The sequence below is a fragment of the Pedococcus badiiscoriae genome, assembly GCF_013408925.1.
GTDB classification, from domain to species: domain Bacteria; phylum Actinomycetota; class Actinomycetes; order Actinomycetales; family Dermatophilaceae; genus Pedococcus; species Pedococcus badiiscoriae.
Window position 1 is genome coordinate 2158632 of the sequence record NZ_JACCAB010000001.1, and the last position, 16049, is coordinate 2174680.

At 70.8% G+C, this 16049-nt stretch carries 14 protein-coding genes; 10 read left to right on the forward strand and 4 right to left on the reverse strand.

Annotated elements, in window-relative coordinates:
• Positions 1–22: 22 nt before the first annotated feature.
• The gene (locus BJ986_RS10325) at positions 23–1165 is read right to left on the reverse strand and encodes a glycosyltransferase (protein WP_179421904.1); all 1143 of its coding nucleotides are present in this window, start codon (positions 1163–1165) and stop codon (positions 23–25) included.
• Between the two features lie 99 nt (positions 1166–1264).
• On the opposite strand from BJ986_RS10325, the gene BJ986_RS10330 reads away from it, so the two are divergent.
• A complete protein-coding gene (locus BJ986_RS10330) occupies positions 1265–2374 on the forward strand; it encodes a mannose-1-phosphate guanylyltransferase (protein ID WP_179421905.1) in 1110 nt (369 codons plus the stop codon).
• A gap of 44 nt (positions 2375–2418) precedes the next feature.
• Here the strand turns inward: BJ986_RS10330 and BJ986_RS10335 are convergent, their stop codons facing one another.
• Positions 2419–4008 (reverse strand): ABC transporter permease, encoded by a 1590-nt coding sequence (locus BJ986_RS10335; protein WP_179421906.1) that lies wholly within the window; start codon positions 4006–4008, stop codon positions 2419–2421.
• Positions 4009–4036: 28 nt separating this feature from the next.
• On the reverse strand, positions 4037–4975 hold the full coding sequence (locus BJ986_RS10340) for an ABC transporter ATP-binding protein (protein ID WP_179421907.1): 939 nt from the start codon (positions 4973–4975) through the stop codon (positions 4037–4039).
• 53 nt (positions 4976–5028) lie between these two features.
• On the opposite strand from BJ986_RS10340, the gene BJ986_RS10345 reads away from it, so the two are divergent.
• The 3 genes from BJ986_RS10345 to BJ986_RS10355 all read left to right on the forward strand — a co-directional run bounded on the left by BJ986_RS10345 (position 5029) and on the right by BJ986_RS10355 (position 8486).
• On the forward strand, positions 5029–5508 hold the full coding sequence (locus tag BJ986_RS10345) for a GbsR/MarR family transcriptional regulator (protein WP_179421908.1): 480 nt from the start codon (positions 5029–5031) through the stop codon (positions 5506–5508).
• 88 nt (positions 5509–5596) lie between these two features.
• Positions 5597–7192 carry an acyl-CoA mutase large subunit family protein gene (locus BJ986_RS10350; protein WP_179421909.1) on the forward strand — a complete coding sequence of 532 codons (1596 nt, stop codon included), beginning with the start codon at positions 5597–5599 and terminating at the stop codon, positions 7190–7192.
• 70 nt (positions 7193–7262) lie between these two features.
• Positions 7263–8486 (forward strand): amidohydrolase, encoded by a 1224-nt coding sequence (locus BJ986_RS10355; RefSeq protein ID WP_179421910.1) that lies wholly within the window; start codon positions 7263–7265, stop codon positions 8484–8486.
• On the opposite strand, the gene BJ986_RS10360 is transcribed toward BJ986_RS10355, so the two are convergent.
• On the reverse strand, positions 8483–8788 hold the full coding sequence (locus tag BJ986_RS10360) for a hypothetical protein (RefSeq protein WP_179421911.1): 306 nt from the start codon (positions 8786–8788) through the stop codon (positions 8483–8485). The genes BJ986_RS10355 and BJ986_RS10360 overlap by 4 nt on opposite strands.
• A 241-nt stretch (positions 8789–9029) precedes the next feature.
• On the opposite strand from BJ986_RS10360, the gene BJ986_RS10365 reads away from it, so the two are divergent.
• From BJ986_RS10365 to BJ986_RS10390, 6 genes are all read left to right on the forward strand, one after another.
• Positions 9030–10079 (forward strand): BMP family lipoprotein, encoded by a 1050-nt coding sequence (locus BJ986_RS10365; protein ID WP_238338077.1) that lies wholly within the window; start codon positions 9030–9032, stop codon positions 10077–10079.
• A gap of 214 nt (positions 10080–10293) precedes the next feature.
• Positions 10294–11832 (forward strand): ABC transporter ATP-binding protein, encoded by a 1539-nt coding sequence (locus BJ986_RS10370; RefSeq protein ID WP_179421913.1) that lies wholly within the window; start codon positions 10294–10296, stop codon positions 11830–11832.
• Entirely contained in the window at positions 11829–12947 is a 1119-nt protein-coding gene (locus tag BJ986_RS10375) for an ABC transporter permease (RefSeq protein ID WP_337795131.1), read from the forward strand. Before BJ986_RS10370 ends, BJ986_RS10375 begins: the two co-directional genes overlap by 4 nt.
• Complete coding sequence (locus BJ986_RS10380) at positions 12944–14209, forward strand: ABC transporter permease (protein ID WP_179421914.1); 1266 nt, start codon at positions 12944–12946, stop codon at positions 14207–14209. Before BJ986_RS10375 ends, BJ986_RS10380 begins: the two co-directional genes overlap by 4 nt.
• A gap of 87 nt (positions 14210–14296) precedes the next feature.
• Positions 14297–14695, forward strand: a complete 399-nt coding sequence (locus BJ986_RS10385; RefSeq protein WP_337795452.1) for a cytidine deaminase — start codon at positions 14297–14299, stop codon at positions 14693–14695.
• A 53-nt stretch (positions 14696–14748) separates the two neighbouring features.
• Positions 14749–16038, forward strand: a complete 1290-nt coding sequence (locus BJ986_RS10390) for a thymidine phosphorylase (RefSeq protein ID WP_179421915.1) — start codon at positions 14749–14751, stop codon at positions 16036–16038.
• The last annotated feature ends 11 nt before the right edge of the window (positions 16039–16049 follow it).

Consider the following 16049-nt stretch of genomic DNA (forward strand, 5'->3'; position numbering starts at 1 on the left):
CGGTATGCCGAGGGCGCCAGCCCTACCCGGCGAGGGACCGGGCCTGCTGGGCGGACGAGTAGTGGGTCAGCAGCTGGTCCGTCAGGGACGCCCAGCTCCGCGGAGCGACCCGCAGCCGTCCGGCCTCTCCCATCGCCTCCCGCTTGACCCGGTCGCCGGCCAGGTGGGCCACCGCCTCACGCAGGGACTCCGGTCGGTCCGGGTCGAAGAGCAGGCCGGTCCGCGAGTGGTCCACCAGGTCGAGGGGGCCGCCGCGCGCGGGGGCGATGACAGGCAGCGCCGTCGCCGCGGCCTCCTGCAGGGTCTGCCCGAAGGTCTCCCGGGTGCCGGTGTGCACGAAGAGGTCGAACGCGGCATACGCGCGGGCGAGGTCGTCCCCCTCGCGCCGGCCGAGGAACACGGCGTCGACACCGGCTGCAGCCAGGGCCGCGGCGTCCTCGTCGCGGGTCGGACCCTCGCCGACGACGACCACCCGCAGGCCCGGCAGGCCGGCGAGCGATGCCAGCCGGGTCAGCTCCTTCTCGGGAGCGAGCCGTCCGACATAGCCCACGAGCACCTCCCCCTTCGGCGCGAGGGACCGGCGCAGCGCGCGGGTGCCGGCGTCGGCGCGCCAGCCGGGGTGAAACAGGGCCGCGTCCACGCCCCGGGCCCACAACGCCGTGCGGGGTATGCCGTGCGCGCGCAGCTCGGCGAGGGTCGCCGACGAGGGGGCGAGGGTCAGGTCGGCCATCTCGTGCATCCTGCGGATCCATCGCCAGGCCGCCCGCGCGGCGCCGCGTCCCACCGCGCCGGGGCCGTGCTGTCGGACGTAGCTGGGCATGTCCGTCTGGTAGACGGCCACCGTCGCCAGCCCGAGCCGTGCAGCGGCGGACAGGGCGCTGGCGCCGAGCACGAAGGGTGAGGCCACGTGCACGACGTCCGGGGCGAAGTCGGCCAGGGCGGCCTCGACCTCGCCGCCCATCGGCAGCCCGACCGGGAACTGCCGCACAGGCACGGACGCGAGGCCGTGGACGGCATACCCGGCGTAGTGGGACGGGGCGGGGCGTGGGGCGAGGATGAGCGCCTCGTGGCCACGGTCCCGCAGGCACTCGGCGACCCGGCAGACGCTGGTCGTGACCCCGTTGAGGTAGGGCAGGAACGACTCGGTGACGATGGCGACGCGCACACCATCAGCGTCCGCACCCAGGGTGAGGGGTGGGCCACGACTGGGGGTGTGTCGGGTGAGCGGCAGGTGACGGGCTGGTGGTGGGCTAGCGTTCCGGCCATGTCATCCGCGGCGAGCAACGACGTTGCACCCACGAACGACCACTTCTGGGCGGTGATCCCCGCCGGGGGTGCCGGCACGAGGCTGTGGCCGGTGTCCCGCGCGGGGTCGCCCAAGTTCCTGCACGACCTCACCGGTTCGGGCCGCTCCCTGCTGCAGGCCACCTGGGACCGGCTCACGCCGCTGACCGGCGCGCGAGTGCTGGTCGTCACCGGTGTCGCCCACCGGGCGGCGGTGGGGGAGCAGCTGCCCGACCTGCCGCCGGACCAGCTGTTGGCCGAACCGGCGCCACGGGACTCCATGGCCGCGATCGGGTGGGCGGCGGCAGTCCTCGAGGCGCGCGATCCCGATGCGGTGCTGGGGTCCTTCGCAGCGGACCACGTGATCACGGACGAGGACGCGTTCCGCGCCTGTGTCGCCGAAGCGGTGCGGGTCGCGGAGCAGGGCTTCGTCGTCACGATCGGCATCGAACCCACCCATCCCGCAACGGGATTCGGCTACATCGAGATGGGTTCACCCCTTGGGGACGGCCCGACCACCGCGGTCAGCCAGTTCGTCGAGAAGCCGGATCGGGCCCGAGCGCAGGACTACCTGTCGACCGGGCGGTTCCGGTGGAACGCCGGCATGTTCGTCGTGAAGGCCACGGTCCTGCTGGACCTGCTGGCCCAGTGGCACCCCGAGCTCGCGGCGGGAGTCCGCGCGCTCGCGGCCGACCCGGGTCGGCTCGAGGAGGTGTGGCCCGGGCTGGAGAAGATCGCGATCGACCACGCCGTCGCCGAGCCTGCGGCCGGCCAGGGGAGGGTCGCCATGGTGCCGGGCGGTTTCGGCTGGGACGACGTCGGCGACTTCAGCTCCCTGGGCGGGTTGCTCTCCGACGCCTCCGGTATGCCGGGGGTCCGAGTCCTCGGCGACGCCTCAGCCGTGCGGGTGGTCGACTCGACCGGCATCGTGGTGCCCGGAACGGGGCGCGTCGTGGCGCTCGTCGGCCTCGACGACGTCGTCGTGGTCGACACCCCCGACGCCCTGCTGGTGATGTCCCGCGAGCGGGCCCAGGACGTCAAGGCCGTCGTCGACGCCCTGCGGTCCGAGGGGCGCGCCGACCTCCTCTGACCCGGTGCCACAGTCCCGCGAGCTGGCTGGGGCTCTCAGCGCTCTCAGCTGACCAGGTCGCGGCGGCGGAACTGGGTGAAGCCGAGGCCTGCGACCACCACGGCCGCGACGACCAGCGCGACGAGGCCGCCCGCGTTGGCGTTGCCACCGGGCAGGCTGCCGAGGTGGTCGAACGGCGAGAGGGCCAGCGCCCACGCCGGGAGCGACAGGAGGGCGCCGAACTCACCGAGGAGCACGAACGCCGCCAGCAGACCCCAGGCCAGGGTCGAGCGCCGCGGGAGCAGCCCGAACAGCAGGACCGCCAGGGCCACGCAGACGAGCACGGCGGGGGCCGTCGCGAGGGCGGCCGGCAGCAGCTGGCCCACCCCGGTGCTGCTCACCGCACCCGCGGACAGCCCGGCCGCTGTGCCCACCACGGCCAGGAGCCACAGCGAGCCCAGCACGGCGATCGTCGCGTGGCTGCCCAGCCAGGTCCACCGGCTCACCGGCGCGGCCAGCACGACCTCCGCGCGTCCGGCGCTCTCCTCGGACCGCAGCCGCAGGGTCGTCGCGATGCCGTAGGCGGCCACGCCGATCGCGAGGAACCGCAGCTCGGTACCGAAGAACGCATCCACGAGGGAGCCCTTTCCACCGCTCATCGTGCGCAGCATCTCCTCGACGCTCGGGCTGCTCGCGATCTGGTCCACGGACCTGGCGATGTTGCCCACGGCCAGGCCGAGTACGGCATACCCGATGGTCCATCCGAGCAGCGCACCGCGCTGCAGGCGCCAGGCGAGGCCGAGCGGGCTGGCCAGGGCGGCGGAGGCCCTCGTCGGACCTGGGCGGGGGGCCCACAGGCCCGAGCCGAGGTCGCGACGGTGCAGCAACACGTCGGCGACGAACAGCAGCGCGGCGGTGGCCAGGACTGCGGGCAGGAGCAGCCACAGCCGATCGGCACCGAACGGGCTGACCTTCTCGGCCCAGCCGAGGAACGACAGCCAGGCGAGGTGCTGGCCGCCGGCTTTCGTGGTGTCGGCCAGGGCCCGGACGACGAAGGCCAGGCCCAGTGCCCCCACCGCGATGCCCCCCGCCCCGCGGGTGGTCGAGGTCAGCTGGACGGCGACGGCGGTGACGCCGGTCATGACGAGTCCGGCCACGACCTCCACCGCCCCGAGCGCGAAGGAGCCGGTCACGCCCACGCCCGTGGCCACCAGGCTCAGCGCGGAGAGCAGCCCGGTGGCGAGGACCGTCGCCGTCGCCAGCCCTACGGCGGCCGCGAGCGGGGCGCGGCGCCCCACGACGCCGGCTGCGACGAGCTCGAACCGGCCGTCCTCCTCCTCGCTGCGGGTGTGCCGGCGCACGATGGCGAAGGCGAGGAACGCGGTGAACAGGCTGCCCATCATCACGGTCTTGAGCACCCCGATCCCGGCGGCCGTCGCCGACGGCAGCGGCCCGTACAGTGCGGTGAGCGACGGGTTGTCGACCATCACCGCGGCGCCCGAGGCGGCCTCGGCGTCGGTCGGGTAGAGGTCGAGGGTGGCGACCATCGACCCGTAGGCCGTGGCCACCAGGGCGAGGACGCTGGCCACGATGACCCAGCGGTCGCGGCGCCAGGCCAGGCGCAGGAGCGGTCCGGTGCCGACGAGCGACGTCACGCCGACACCCCCTCCTTGGCCCCCGGCGTCACCGACGACCCCGTCGACTCGGTCGTCGGTGTGTCCGGGTCGGTGCCGACCGTGTCGCGTACTGCGAGAGGAACAGCTCCTCGAGGGTGGGCGGCTGGCAGATGAGGGCCTGGATGCCGTGGGGCCCGAGCCGACCCAGCACGTCGCCGACAGCGCTGGTCTCGACCGACAGGACGAGGCGGTCACGGTCGAGGCGTGCGGCATCCACTCCGGGCCAGCCGGCCGCCTCGGTCTGGGCGACCGGCCTGGCCAGGGTCGCGGTCACGCTGGTGCGGGTCAGGTGGCGTAGGTCGGCGAGCGTGCCGGAGTCGACGATCCGGCCGGCCCGCACGATGCTGACCCGGTCGGCCGCCGTCTCGACCTCGGACAGGATGTGGCTGGAGAGCAGGACCGTCCGACCTTCGGCCCGCACCTGGGTGAGGTGGTCCTGGAAGACCTTCTCCATCAACGGGTCCAGGCCCGAGGTGGGTTCGTCGAGGACCAGCAGCGGGACGTCCGAGGCGAGGGCCGCGACCAGGGCGACCTTCTGCCGGTTCCCCTTGGAGTAGGAGCGGCCCTTCTTGGTGGGGTCGAGCTCGAACGCCTCGAGCAGCTTGTCCCGCTTGCCCTCGTCGATCCCGCCGCGGAGCCGGCCGAGCAGGTCGATGACCTCGCCCCCGGTCAGGTTGGGCCACAGGACGACGTCGCCCGGCACATAGGCCAGCTGGCGGTGGAGCTCCGTGGCGTGCGTCCAGGGGTCTCGACCCAGCAGGCTCACGGTGCCGCCGTCCGAGCGCAGCAGGCCGAGCAGGATGCGGATCGTGGTGGACTTCCCGGCACCGTTGGGGCCGAGGAAGCCGTGGACCTCGCCCTCGTGGACCGTGAGGTCGAGTCCGTCGAGGGCAGTCGTGGCGCCGAACTTCTTGACGAGGCCGGTGGCTTCGATGACGGGTGCCATGGCTTCGACTGTACACCGTTTTCAGAAACTCTTGAATGTTCTAAACTCCTCGTATGACCGCCGACAAGCCCACCGCGCAGCACCGGTTCGTCGAGCGGTTCGGGTCGGCGCTGACCGAAGCAGGGCTCCAGCGCCTGCCCGCCCGGGTGTTCGCCGCGCTGCTGGCGGACGACGACGGACGGATGACGGCCGCCGAGCTCGGTGAGGTCCTGTCGGTGAGCGCCGCGTCCGTGTCCGGGGCTGTCCGCTACCTCCAGCAGCTGCGGATGATCCACCGTGAACGCGAGAAGGGGAGCAGGCGGGACGTCTATGTCGTGGCCGACGACGCCTGGCACGACATGATGATGAACACCCCGCGCGTCTACGAGCCGATGACGACGGCGCTGCGTGACGGGGTGGACCTCGTGGGTGGGCGGGCCACCTCGGCCGGCAAGCGGATCGCGCTGAGCGTCGACTTCCTCGAGTTCGTCAGCGAGGAGATGGGCTCCATCGCCGAGCGGTGGGACAAGCGCCGGGCCGAGCTCGGCCACTGACCCGTGACGTAGCCCCGTGACGTAGCCCACGGTGAGGTGGGCCACGGGTGGTGACCACACGGCATACGGGCTCACTATCGTGGGCGACATGGCCGCCGACGTCCCCTCCGCACGCTCTGAGTCCGACCTGCCGATCAAGGCGGTCTATGGCGCGGGCGACCTCGAGGGCTTCGACCCGCAGGTCCAGCTCGGCGAGCCGGGACAGTTCCCGTACACCCGGGGCGTCTACCCGAACATGTACACCGGTCGCCCGTGGACGATGCGCCAGTATGCCGGGTTCGGGACGGCCAAGGAGTCCAACGAGCGCTACCACGAACTGGTCAAGGCGGGCACCGGCGGACTGTCGGTGGCGTTCGACCTGCCGACCCAGATGGGGTACGACTCCGACGAGGCCATCTCCAGCGGCGAGGTCGGCAAGGTCGGCGTCGCGATCGACTCCATCGACGACATGCGGACGCTGTTCGGGGGGCTTCCCCTGGGCGACCTGTCGACCTCGATGACGATCAACGCCCCGGCGGCCACGCTGCTGCTGATGTACCAGCTGGTCGCCGAGGAGAACGGTGCCGACCCGTCACGGCTGGCCGGCACGATCCAGAACGACGTGCTCAAGGAGTACATCGCGCGCGGCACCTACATCTACCCGCCGAAGGAGTCGCTGCGGCTGATCAGCGACATCTTCGCCTACTGCCACAAGGAGCTTCCGCGCTGGAACACCATCTCCATCAGCGGCTACCACATGGCCGAGGCCGGGGCGACACCCGCGCAGGAGATCGCGTTCACCCTCGCCAACGCCAAGGAGTACGTGCGAGCCGCCCAGGCTGCCGGGCTCGACGTCGACGACTTCGCCCCCCGGCTGTCGTTCTTCTTCGTCGCGCGGACCACGCTGCTGGAGGAGGTCGCGAAGTTCCGGGCGGCCCGCCGGATCTGGGCGCGGATCATGCGTGACGAGTTCGGGGCGAAGAACCCCAAGTCCCAGATGCTGCGGTTCCACACCCAGACCGCCGGCGTGCAGCTGACCGCCCAGCAGCCCGAGGTGAACCTCGTGCGCGTCGCGCTGCAGGGGCTCGGCGCGGTGCTCGGCGGCACCCAGTCGCTGCACACCAACTCCTTCGACGAGGCCATCGCGCTGCCGACGCAGAAGGCCGCGCGGCTCGCCCTGCGGACCCAGCAGGTCATCGCCTACGAGACCGACGTGACCAAGACCGTCGACCCGTTCGCCGGCTCCTACGTGGTCGAGTCGATGACCGACGACGTTGAGGCCGCTGCCCTCGAGCTCATGCAGGCCGTCGAGGACCGCGGCGGCGCCGTGGCCGCGATCGAGCAGGGTTTCCAGAAGTCGGAGATCGAGCGCTCGGCCTACCGCATCGCCCTCGAGATCGACCACGACGAACGCACCGTCGTCGGCGTCAACCGGTTCACCCTCGACGAGGAGGAGCCGTACGAGCCGCTGCGGGTCGACCCGCAGATCGAGCACGACCAGCGCGAGCGACTGGCGGCCCTGCGTGCGGAGCGCGACAACGACGCCGTCGAGGCCGCCCTCGAAGCGGTCCGCGAGGCCGCGCGCGGCACCGACAACCTGCTCTACCCGATGCGCGAGGCCCTGAGGCTGCGGGCCACCGGCGGCGAGGTCAGCCACGCGCTGCGGGACGTGTGGGGCCTCTACGTCCCCCGCGAGACCTTCTAGGGGACGGTCGGCCCGGCGCTGCGGGAACGAGCGTGGCTGCGCCGGACCCGCGAGTAGAGTGCGCGCTGACATGAGCGACAACCAGCTGCTGGCCGACCTGTGCACCACCATCGACTTCCTCACCCCCGAGCTCCTGGCCCTGCAGCACGACCTGCACACACACCCAGAGCTCTCCCGTGGCGAGACGCGCACGACCGCCAAGGTCGCGGAGCGCCTGGAGGCCGCCGGGGTCTCTCTGCGCCGCCTGCCCGTCAGCGGGCTGATCGCCGACCTCGGAGCCGAGCAGCCGGCATACCGGGTGGCGTTGCGCGCCGACCTGGACGCCCTGCCCGTGGGGGAGCGCACGGACCTGCCGTGGGCGTCGACCACCGAGGGCATCTGCCACGCCTGCGGGCACGACGTCCACGTGGCGGGCATGGTGGGCGCCGGCCTCGCCCTCAAGGCCCATGAGGACGCGCTGCGGGAGCGCGGCATCGCGGTCCGCCTGCTCTTCCAGCCCGCCGAGGAGGTGATCCCCGGCGGCGCGGTCGACCTGCTGGCCGAGAGCGCCCTGGACGACGTCCACGCCATCTTCGCGGTCCACTGCGACCCCAGCCTGGACGTCGGCACCGTGGGCCTGCGCGACGGGGCGATCACCGCGGCAGCCGACCGCGTGACGGTGCACCTCTCCGGCCGCGGAGGCCACACCTCGCGACCCCATCTCACCGAGGACCTCACCTTCGCGATGGCCAAGGTGGTCACCGAGCTGCCGGCCGTTCTGTCCCGCCGGCTCGACCCGCGCACGGCGTTCGCGCTGGTCTGGGGCGAGGTGCACGCCGGTCAGGCCGCCAACGTGATCCCGTCGAGCGGCACCCTCGCGGGCACGCTGCGCATGCTCGACGCCAAGGCCTGGACGACGATCGGACCGCTCCTCGCGCAGGCCGTCGAACACATCGTGGCCCCGTACGGCGTGACGGCAGTGCTCGAGCACGTCCAGGGAGTGCCTCCGGTGGTCAACGCCACGGAGGCGGTCGAGGTGTTCCGGGCGGCGGCAGAGGGAGTCGGCCTGACGGCCCTGGGGACCGTGCAGTCCCTCGGCGGGGAGGACTTCGCGTGGTACCTGCGCGAGGTCCCGGGCGCCATGGCCCGGCTGGGGACGCGGACACCCGGCGGCCACACGTACGACCTTCACCAGGGTGACCTCGTGGTCGACGACGACTCGGTCGTGCACGGCGCACGCCTGCTCGCAGGTGCGGTGGTGTCCGGCGTGGTCAAGACCCGAGCCAGCGCCGATGGGTCCAGCGGGCTCGGCTAGTTCGACGCGATGCGGTACGTCACGTTGGTCAGCGAGTAGCCCGTGCCCACTCTGATCTCTGACCGGGAGCCCCCTGCCTTGGAGACGTAGGGGCCGAACTGGGTGCGACAGCCGCTCGCGTTGCAGACGCTGGCCTCGACCCGGATGTACCCGGTGTCGAGGATGCCGGAACAGCTCGCGTAGGCGTACTGCAAGGTCGGGCGGTAAGACCCGCACCCGGCTGCCTCTGCCCCCGGAGCCGCGGCTATCGCCGCACCGGCCGTGAGCCCCACGGCCAAGACAGTTGCGTGCATCTTCTTCATGTGCCCCCCTTTGACTGCGATGGCAATGGTTTGCATCATCGCAGTCGAAAGCTAGCGGGCGCCTCACGGTTCACAAGGCCGGTGGAACGGCAGCGAGGCGGTCGCGGATCGGTAACGGTTTGTCACCCGACTGCCCGAAGGCTGAGTTGCCGATCCGTCGGTCGGGCTATCCTCACGGCCTAGTGGCGCAGCAGAGCGCCTCTTGCATACCAAAGAACAGGAGACAGCCTTGCGTCACACGATGAAGGTTGCAGCGGTGATGTCGGTGGCAGCACTGACCCTCGCCGCATGCGGTGGCTCGGGCAGCGGCTCGGGGTCCAGCGGTTCCAGCTCGAGCTCGAGCTCGAGCACGAAGGCCGCGCTCAAGGTCGGCATGGCCTACGACGTGGGTGGTCGCGGGGACCAGTCGTTCAACGACGCCGCCGCGGCGGGTCTCGACAAGGCCAAGACCGACCTCGGGGTGACCACCAAGGAAGCCGCCGCGGTCGCCAACGAGAACGAGGCCGCTCGCGAGGAGCGCCTCCAGCAGCTCGTCGACGCCGGCTACACCCACGTCGTCGCGGTGGGCTTCGCCTACGCCAAGTCGGTCGGCAAGGCCGCCAAGGACAACCCCAACGTGCACTTCGCGATCGTTGACGACGCGTCGCCGGACTCCGCGGGCCCCAACGTCGACCAGATCACGTTCGCCGAGAACGAGGGCTCGTTCCTCGTCGGTGCGGCCGCTGCACTGAAGTCCAAGACGGGCCACATCGGCTTCGTCGGTGGCGTCAACGTGCCCCTGATCAAGAAGTTCGAGGCTGGCTACATCGCCGGTGCGAAGGCCGTCAACCCGGCCATCAAGATCGACTCGCAGTACCTCACCCAGCCGCCGGACTTCACCGGCTTCGGTGACCCGGCCAAGGGCAAGACCGCAGCCGAGGGCATGTACCAGAAGGGCGCCGATGTGGTCTACCACGCAGCCGGTGGCTCCGGTGGTGGCGTCTTCACGGCCGCCAAGGCTGCCGGAAAGCTGGCCATCGGTGTCGACTCCGACCAGGCCCTGACGGCCCCGGCGGACGTGCGCTCGGTCATCCTCACGTCGATGATCAAGAAGGTCGACGTCGCGGTCTACGACTTCATCAAGTCGGCGTCCGACGGCAAGGACCTCACCGGTAACCACGTCTACGACCTGAAGGCCGGCGGTGTGGACTTCGCCACGACCGGCGGGATGATCGACGACATCAAGAGCAAGCTCGACGACTTCAAGGCGAAGATCATCGCTGGGACGATCAAGGTGCCCGTCACCCCCTGATCACCTTTGTCGAGCATGTGGGCAACACACGGCCCGGGCGGCGCGGTAGCGTCTGACCCGGGCCGTGTGCTTCCTTGAACTACCAGCACCCGTGCTTCCCTGAGCGACCCCGCACACGGCATCCGACCCTCGCCGCAGGTGCCCGAAATGCGCCCCCCGCCCGCCATGCCGCGGGCCCGGACCAGGAGTGTGAACCATCACCGCCTCCCCCCCGATGACGCAGACCACGACCGACGCCGGTGCCCCCGCCGTCGAGCTCGAGGGGATCACCAAACGATTCCCGGGCGTGGTCGCCAACAAGGACATCGCCTTCTCCGTCCGGCGAGGCACCGTCCATGCGATCGTCGGTGAGAACGGCGCCGGCAAGTCGACCCTGATGAAGATCCTGTACGGCGTGCAGCGTCCCGACGAGGGCACGATCAAGATCGACGGCCGGCTGGTCAACCTGCACTCGCCCGCGGACGCGATCGCCGCCGGGATCGGCATGGTCTTCCAGCACTTCATGCTCGCCGACAACCTCACCGTCCTCGAGAACGTCGTGCTGGGCGCCGAGAAGCTGCACGGGATCGGCGACAGCGCGCGACGCGAGATCATGCGGATCTCCGACGCCTACAAGCTGGACGTGGACCCCGACGCCCTGGTTGCGGACCTCGGCGTGGGCGCCCGTCAGCGGATCGAGATCCTCAAGGTGCTGTTCCGCGGCGCCAAGACGCTCATCCTCGACGAGCCCACGGCCGTCCTCGTGCCGCAGGAGGTCGACGAGCTCTTCGACCAGCTCGCCGAGCTCAAGGACGAGGGACTCACCGTGCTGTTCATCTCGCACAAGCTCGACGAGGTGCTGAGGGTGGCCGACTCGATCACGGTGATCCGTCGTGGCACGACGATCGACACCGTCGACCCCAAGTCCGTCAACGCCCGCCAGCTCGCCGAGCTGATGGTCGGGTCCGAGCTCCCCTCGCCGACGACCGAGGAGTCCACGGTCACCGACCGGGTGCTGCTCAGGGTCGACGACCTGGCGCTCGGCGGCGGCACCGGGCGCCCGATCCTCGACGGGATCTCGCTGACGATCCATGCCGGCGAGGTGCTCGGCATCGCCGGCGTCGAGGGCAACGGGCAGGCAGAGCTCGTCGAGGTCATCATGGGCATGCGCGAACCCACCTCGGGCCAGGTCTTCCTCGGCGACGTCGACATCTCCGACTGGCACACCCGTGAGATCCGTGAGGCCGGTGTCGGCTACATCCCCGAGGACCGGCACCGCCACGGCCTGCTGCTCGAGGCGCCGTTGTGGGAGAACCGCATCCTCGGTCACCAGACCGAGGCGCCCAACGTCAAGGGCCAGCTCATCGACGCCGCCGCGGCCAAGGCCGACACCGAGCGCATCGTCAAGACCTACGACGTGCGCACCCCTTCCATTTTCGTCACGGCGGGCTCGCTCTCAGGCGGCAACCAGCAGAAGCTCATCATCGGCCGCGAGATGAGCCACCAACCCAAGGTCCTCATCGCCGCCCACCCGACCCGGGGCGTCGACGTCGGCGCTCAGTCGAGCATCTGGGACCTCATCCGCGACGCCCGCCGCGAGGGGCTTGCGGTGCTGCTCATCTCGGCCGACCTGGAGGAGCTGATCGGCTTGTCCGACACCATCCGCGTCATCCTGCGAGGCAAGCTCTCCGGTGACTTCGACCCGGACCACGTGACGGCCGAGGACCTCGGTGCGGCGATGACCGGAGCCGGCGAGAAGGAGGAGTCGCGGTGAAGCCGCTCAACGTGCGCCGGATCCTGATGAGCATGGCCGCACCGGTCCTTGCCCTCGTCGTCGCGTTCGTCGTCACCTCGCTGGTGCTCGCGGCGGTCGGGGACCCGGTGTGGGACGTCTGGAAGACCATCCTCGCCGTGCCCAAGCCGCGCCAGATGGTCAACGTGGTCAACGCCGCCTCGGTCTTCTACCTCTCCGCGATCGCCGTCGCGGTGGGGTTCCGGATGAACCTGTTCAACATCGGGGTCGACGGCCAGTACCGCGTGGCCGTCTTCGCCGCAGCCGTCTTCGCAGGCCAGGCGTGGCTGCCCGGCTGGCTGAACATCCTCGCGTCGATCGCCATCGCGATGGTGGCCGGTGGGCTGTGGGCCAGCATCGCGGCATACCTGAAGGTGAAACGCGGTGTGTCCGAGGTGATCTCCACCATCATGCTCAACGCCATCGCCACCGGCGTGGTGAGCTGGCTGCTGGTGACGGTGTCCGATCGGCACGCCGGCTCCAACAGCATCGAGACCAAGACCATCCCGGACTCCTCCCAGCTCCAGGGCTTCACGCTGATCCCGGGAGCGACCAACCGCGTCTACACGCTGATCGTGCTGTCGCTGCTCGTCGGGTTCCTCTACTGGTTCGTCCTCGGCAAGACGCGGTTCGGCTTCGACCTCCGCGCCACCGGTCGGTCCGAGAGCGCGGCCGTCGCCAGCGGCGTGAAGGTGCCGCGGATGGTGACGACCGCGATGATCGCCTCGGGTGCGCTCGCGGGCCTGGTCGGGATGCCGCTGCTGTTCGGGCAGGACCACAACTACGGCACGACCTTCCAGGCGGGGCTTGGCTTCGCCGGCATTGCCATCGCCCTGCTGGGCCGGAACAACGCGGTCGGGATCGCCTTCGCCTCGATCCTGTGGGCGTTCCTGGACGTGCAGTCCAACGCCCTGCAGATCCAGGCGAACGTCGCCCAGGAGCTCGTCAACATCATCCAGGGCGTGATCCTGTTCGCCGTGGTCATCGCCTACGAGCTGATCCGGCGGGCCGACAAGCGCCTCGAGCAGGCCCGGGTCGCCCGTGAGCTCGCCGCCCAGCGACAAGCCGCCTCGGTCACGGAAGGAGCCCCCGCATGAGCGCCGCCGGACTCGAAGTCGGCACCCAGACCGTGCTGGACCGTCCCCGTCGTCGTCGGTTCGGCCCGCGCGAGTACGCCGTCGTCGCTGTCGGTGCGCTCCTCGTCATCTCGGTGCTGCGACTGGTGACCGGCGCCGACGACATCGCCTCGTCCGGCGCCCTCGCCGCCGCGATCGGTCTGGCCGTCCCGATCGGCCTGGCCGGTCTCGGCGGCCTGTGGTCCGAACGCGCGGGCGTGGTCAACATCGGGCTCGAGGGCATGATGATCCTCGGGACCTGGGGGGCCGGGTTCTTCGGCTACCACATGGGCCCGTGGGCGGGCGTCCTCGGCGCGATCCTCATGGGCATGCTCGGCGGCCTGATCCACGCGACCGCCACGGTGACCTTCGGGGTCGACCACATCGTCTCGGGTGTCGCCATCAACATCATCGGCCTGGGCGTCGCGAAGTACCTTGCGGCCCGCTTCTTCAACGGGCTGCCCGGCGGTGGTCCCACGCAGTCGCCGCAGATCCGGTCGCTGCCGAACTTCACCCTGCCCGGGGTGTCCAGTGGGCTCGGCACGGTGGAGCGGAAGAACTGGTTCTTCGTCAGCGACCTGGCGGCGGTGCTGCGTGCCCTGTGCACCAACATGTCGATCCTGACCATCATCGCGCTGCTGTTGTTCGTCGGGACGTGGTGGGTCCTGTGGCGCTCGTCGTTCGGCCTGCGCCTGCGCTCGGTCGGGGAGTCCCCGGTCGCGGCGGAGTCGCTCGGCGTCAACGTGCTGCGCTACAAGTTCCTCGCCGTCATCATCTCCGGGGGTCTCGCCGGTCTCGGCGGTGGCTTCCTGGCTCTCGTCGCGGCGAACATCTACCGCGACGGCCAGACCGGTGGCCGTGGCTACATCGGCCTCGCGGCCATGATCTTCGGCAACTGGCGACCCGGTGGCCTGCTCACCGGCGCCGCGCTGTTCGGCTACACCGACGCGGTACAGCTGCGCGGCGGCGCCACGGTGCACGCCTTCCTGCTCCTGTTCGCGGTCCTGCTCGTGGCCGTCGGAGTGTGGCAGATCGTGCGCAACCAGCGGATCGTGCAGGGGGCCCTGGCCATCGCGGTCGGGGTCCTCGTCGGCTGGTGGTACTTCGCCTCCGACGCCGTGCCGGCCGAGCTCACCGGCACCACCCCGTACGTCACCACGCTGCTGGTGCTCGCCTTCGCCTCGCAGCGGTTGCGCATGCCGGCGGCCGACGGCCAGATCTACCGCAAGGGCGAGGGGCACTAGGTGTCTCCCGACCCTGAGGGCCAGCCGGGCGACGGGTATGCCGCGGAGCCGGCTTCGCGGCATACCGCACCTCCCGCTCCAGAGGATGTGGACTGGGAAGCCTTGCGCGCCAAGGCGATCGACATCATGGGCAAGGCCTACGCCCCCTACTCGAACTTCCCGGTGGGCGTTGCGGGCATCGTCGACGACGGTCGCGTCGTCGCCGGGTGCAACGTGGAGAACGCGGCCTACGGCGTCGGGCTGTGCGCCGAGTGCGGCATGGTCTCGGAGCTGCACGCGACCGGCGGCGGACGGCTCGTCGCCGTCTCCTGCGTCGGGGGCGACGGGCAACCACTCATGCCCTGTGGCCGCTGTCGCCAGCTGCTCTGGGAGAACGGCGGACCTGACTGCCTGCTGCTGACTCCCGAGGGCGTGCTGCCGATGCGCGAGGTGCTGCCCCAGGCCTTCGGCCCGGACAACCTGACCGCGGCCGCACACCCGGCCTGAACCCCGCCCTAGTACCTGGCCTGGGTCTCACGACGATCTGACACGATGGCCACATGAGTGAAGCCTTCGACGCCGTCGACGTGATCATCACCAAGCGGGGCAACAGCGAGCTGTCCGACGGGCAGATCGACTGGGTCATCGACGCCTACACGCGCGGGGCCGTCGCCGACGAGCAGATGTCCAGCCTGGCGATGGCGATCCTGCTCAACGGGATGAACCGGCGCGAGATCGCCCGCTGGACGTCGGCCATGATCAACAGCGGTGAGCGGATGGACTTCTCGTCCCTGTCGCGCCCGACGGCCGACAAGCACTCGACCGGCGGGGTCGGCGACAAGATCACGCTTCCGCTGGCGCCGCTCGTGGCCGCGTGTGGGGTGGCCGTCCCGCAGCTCTCGGGCCGCGGACTCGGCCACACCGGTGGCACCCTCGACAAGCTCGAGTCGATCCCCGGCTGGCGGGCGGCGATGAGCAACGAGCAGATGATGAGGCAGCTCGAAGAGGTCGGCGCCGTCATCTGTGCCGCCGGCGACGGTCTCGCACCGGCCGACAAGAAGCTCTACGCCCTGCGTGACGTCACGGGCACCGTCGAAGCCATCCCGCTCATCGCCTCCTCGATCATGAGCAAGAAGATCGCCGAGGGCACCGGCGCGCTGGTGCTCGACGTGAAGGTCGGCAGCGGCGCCTTCATGAAGACCGTCGACGACGCCCGCGAGCTCGCGCGCACCATGGTCGACCTCGGCACCGATGCGGGCGTCACGACGGTCGCGATGCTGACCAACATGCAGGTTCCCCTCGGGCTCACCGCGGGCAACGCGCTCGAGGTGCGCGAGTCCGTAGAGGTGCTCGCGGGTGGCGGGCCCGAGGACGTCGTCGAGCTGACGCTGGCCCTGGCTCGCGAGATGCTCGCCGCTGCAGGTCGCGAGGAGGTCGACCCGGCCGACGCGCTCAAGGACGGCCGGGCCATGGACGCGTGGAAGGCGATGATCCGGGCCCAGGGCGGAGACCCCGACGCCGAGCTGCCCGTCGCCAAGGAGACCCACGAGGTGCTGGTGCCCGCGGACGGCGTGCTGACCGAGCTCGACGCCCTCAAGATCGGCGTGGCTGCCTGGCGTCTCGGCGCCGGCCGGGCGCGCAAGGAGGACCCGGTCCAGGCCGGCGCCGGTGTGGTCATGCACGCCAAGCCGGGTGCCACCGTCCGGGGTGGCGAGCGCCTGCTGACCCTGCACACCGACACCCCCGAGCGCTTCGAGCGGGCCCTGGAGTCGCTCGAGGGCGCCTTCACCATCGCCCCCGAGGGGTCGCGCCCCGACCTGCTGCCGCTCGTCATCGAGAAGATCTCCTGACGACAGCGGGT